This window comes from Desulfoplanes sp. (genome assembly GCF_054921335.1).
In genome coordinates this window covers 1-3,159 of sequence record NZ_JBUDSQ010000157.1, presented here as the reverse complement: position 1 = coordinate 3,159, position 3,159 = coordinate 1, and the positions used below count along the sequence as shown (strand labels likewise).

Genomic DNA, 3,159 nt, shown 5'->3' with positions numbered 1-3,159 from the left:
CTGGAAGTATTTGTGGGCCGGGTCTCTGAGATAAGCAACAACCTGTTTGTATTTATATTGATTTTTAAAAACAGTCGATTTGATCCCTTATAGCCAATTTTTGTTGATTAAATTTGTATATTTTTTATCTAACTGTTCAGTATAATACGATAAAACTTTATTGTTGCCAAAGTTAAGCTCACAGCTCGTAGCGGGTGTTATTCAGAGCAGATTTCAATGCCAGAAGCATCAATCTCGTTGACCAGGGGGTTGTCAAGATTAAAGTCTTCAGGCCTGAATGGACTTGGTTCGATCCGATCATCAAAGTTTAGAGCCAACTTCATCAAAAAAACCCTTTCCTCAAAAAGATCCTGAGAAAAGTCAGGACTGACAATAGCTATATCGATGTCACTCCATTTATTGGCTCTGCCTTTGGCGTAAGAGCCATATAAATAAGCTCTGTCAACCTGTTTGACCTGATTGACTTGAGCAATATATCTCCGCATAAGTTCTTTTAACTCAGTTGGGATTTCAGCCATTTGAAATACCTTTTTATTGTTTCCATCTGATGTGTGGTAAATTGCAGTGTGCATTTTTTACGAAAAGAACTTTTAAAATCAGGATATCTGGATTCAATATTAAAGGCAGTTATAGTCACAAAATCATTCTCAGCTTGTTTGTCAAGTTTAATCCCAGCAATTTTAGCAAGTCTGATAAGATTGTGAATTGGAGGGGCATGTCCCCGTTGCTCCTTCACGCACAATGCTTTTAACATTTTTTCCAAAGCCAGATGGCCAAAAAACAAAGCATAGGAGAAATCTCCTTTCTCCACAAGGTGATCGGCAACCTTTAAAGCTTCGACTGCTTCGGATATCCAGAAGCGTATCAATTTATCAATATTCGGTTCCATGGTTTTCTACAAAAACCTCTTCCTCTGCGTCCCGGCGCCTCTGCGCGATAACGCATTTTTCTTTTTTTCTCGCGCAGAGGCGCAGAGGCGCGGAGAACGGCATTTTTTGGGAACGCGGGGCGTTTGGTAATTGTTATTTTTTTGCAGCGTACTCCGCGTAGACCCTGGCGATGCCGTCTTGAAGGCTGATGGTTGGTTGCCAGCCCAGGGCAGTGATCCTGGAGATGTCCAAAAGTTTTTGGGGGGTGCCGTCGGGTTTGTCCGTGTCCCAGATGATCTCGCCGGTGTGGCCCACACATCCTTGAACCATGAGGGCGAGGTCCTTGATGGTCTGGTCCCGGCCGCAGCCGATGTTCACCAGCTGGGGCTGGGTGTTTTCCAGTTCCATGAGATGGACGCAGCCACGGGCCAGATCATCCACGTGGAGGAATTCCCGTTTGGGTGCTCCCGTACCCCAGAGGGTGACAGGTGTGTTGCCGGCCCGTTTGCACTCGTGGAATTTGCGGATCATGGCGGGAAGGACGTGGCTTGTCTCTAGATCGTAGTTGTCGCCCGGACCGTAGAGGTTGGTGGGCATGGCCGACCAATAGGTGGTGCCGTATTCCTGATTGTAGAATTCGCACATCTTGAGTCCGGCGATCTTGGCGATGGCATAGGCCTCGTTGGTGGGTTCGAGGGGGGAGGTGAGCAGGTCGTCTTCCTTGATAGGTTGGGGAGCCAGTTTGGGATAGATGCACGACGAGCCCAGAAAGAGGAGCTTCTTCACCCCGTTGCGGTAGGCCGCATCGATGACATGGGTGGCAATGGCCAGATTCTGGAAGATGAAACGGGCCGGATAGGTGGCGTTGGCATGGATGCCCCCTACTTTGGCGGCAGCCAGAAAGACGTGATCAGGACGGTCGCTTGCAAAAAATTCGTTGACCGCCTGCTGGTTGCACAGGTCGAGCTCGCTGTGTGTCCGGGTGGTGATGTTGGTATAGCCTTTGCGTTTGAGTTCCCGGCACAATGCCGAGCCCACAAGGCCCCGGTGGCCGGCAACGTAGATGGAATCATTTGGATTCATGTGGATTTTCCTGGAAAGGTGTTTGGTGGGCCATAATGATCGTCATCCATTACTCATTGTGGTTGGGCACGGAAAATCCGGCCTTCTGGCAGAGGTTGTCCCGATCGGCCTCCTTGAGATCGGTCTGGATCATCTCCCGCACGAGGCCGTCAAAATCCGATTCCGGTTCCCAGCCGAGTTGTTCTCTGGCCTTGGTGGGATCACCCAGGAGGAAGTCCACTTCCGTTGGTCTGAAATACCTTGGATCGATGCGTACCACGACCTTTCCGGTACGCTCATCCTTGCCCGTTTCCTCGAGCCCCTTGCCTTCCCAGACAATAGGCATGGCCAGCTCGGCAAAGCTTTTTTCCACAAATTCCCTGACCGAGTGGGTCTCACCCGTGGCAATGACAAAGTCGTCGGGCGTCTCCTGCTGGAGCATGAGCCACATGGCGCGGACGTAATCCCGGGCATGTCCCCAGTCTCTCTTGGCATCGAGATTGCCGAGATACAGGCAGTCCTGCAGTCCGAGTTTTATCCTGGCCGCTGCCCGGGTGATCTTGCGGGTGACGAATGTTTCACCGCGCAGGGGGGACTCGTGATTGAACAAAATCCCGTTGCAGGCGAACATGTCGTAGGCCTCGCGGTAGTTGACCGTTATCCAGTAGGCATAGACCTTGGCCGCGGCATACGGACTCCGGGGATAAAACGGGGTCGTTTCCTTTTGCGGGGTCTCCAAAACCTTGCCGAACATCTCGCTGGTCGAGGCCTGGTAGAACCGGGTGGTTTTTTCCAATCCGAGAACCCGGATGGCTTCTAAAAGGCGCAGGGTCCCCAGGGCGTCTGAGTTGGCCGTGTATTCGGGGGTGTCAAAGGAGACCTGGACATGGCTCTGGGCGCCGAGATTATAGATCTCGTCGGGACGGACCTGCTGGATGATCCGGATCAGGTTTGTGGAATCGGTCAGATCGCCGTAGTGCATGAAAAACCGGACGTTTTCCTCGTGGGGATCTTTGTACAGGTGATCCACCCGTGCGGTATTGAACGAGGAGGACCTGCGCTTGATGCCGTGGACTTCATACTCTTTTGCAAGAAGAAATTCGGCTAGGTATGATCCGTCCTGACCGGTCAGGCCGGTGATGAGTGCTTTTTTCATGTGGGGTTCCGTGAAAGCAAAAAAGAGTTTGCTGTTTCAGATGGTGGTTGTGTCCGCCAACAGGCCCTGGGT

Annotated in this window: 4 protein-coding genes; all 4 read right to left on the bottom strand. The window is 51.3% G+C overall.

Annotation, left to right across the window (positions count from 1 at the left end; translation table 11 throughout):
• Positions 1-197 precede the first annotated feature (197 nt).
• The 4 genes from ACY692_RS14740 to gmd all read right to left on the bottom strand — a co-directional run bounded on the left by ACY692_RS14740 (position 198) and on the right by gmd (position 3,087).
• Positions 198-518, bottom strand: a complete 321-nt coding sequence (locus ACY692_RS14740) for a nucleotidyltransferase domain-containing protein (protein WP_455987998.1) — start codon at positions 516-518, stop codon at positions 198-200.
• Positions 494-889 (bottom strand): HEPN domain-containing protein, encoded by a 396-nt coding sequence (locus tag ACY692_RS14735; protein ID WP_462326136.1) that lies wholly within the window; start codon positions 887-889, stop codon positions 494-496. The genes ACY692_RS14740 and ACY692_RS14735 overlap by 25 nt, the downstream gene beginning before the upstream one ends.
• Positions 890-1,022: 133 nt before the next feature.
• Entirely contained in the window at positions 1,023-1,952 is a 930-nt protein-coding gene (locus ACY692_RS14730) for a GDP-L-fucose synthase family protein (protein ID WP_462326135.1), read from the bottom strand.
• A gap of 49 nt (positions 1,953-2,001) precedes the next feature.
• Entirely contained in the window at positions 2,002-3,087 is a 1,086-nt protein-coding gene (gmd, locus tag ACY692_RS14725) for a GDP-mannose 4,6-dehydratase (protein ID WP_462326134.1), read from the bottom strand.
• Positions 3,088-3,159: the final 72 nt, after the last annotated feature.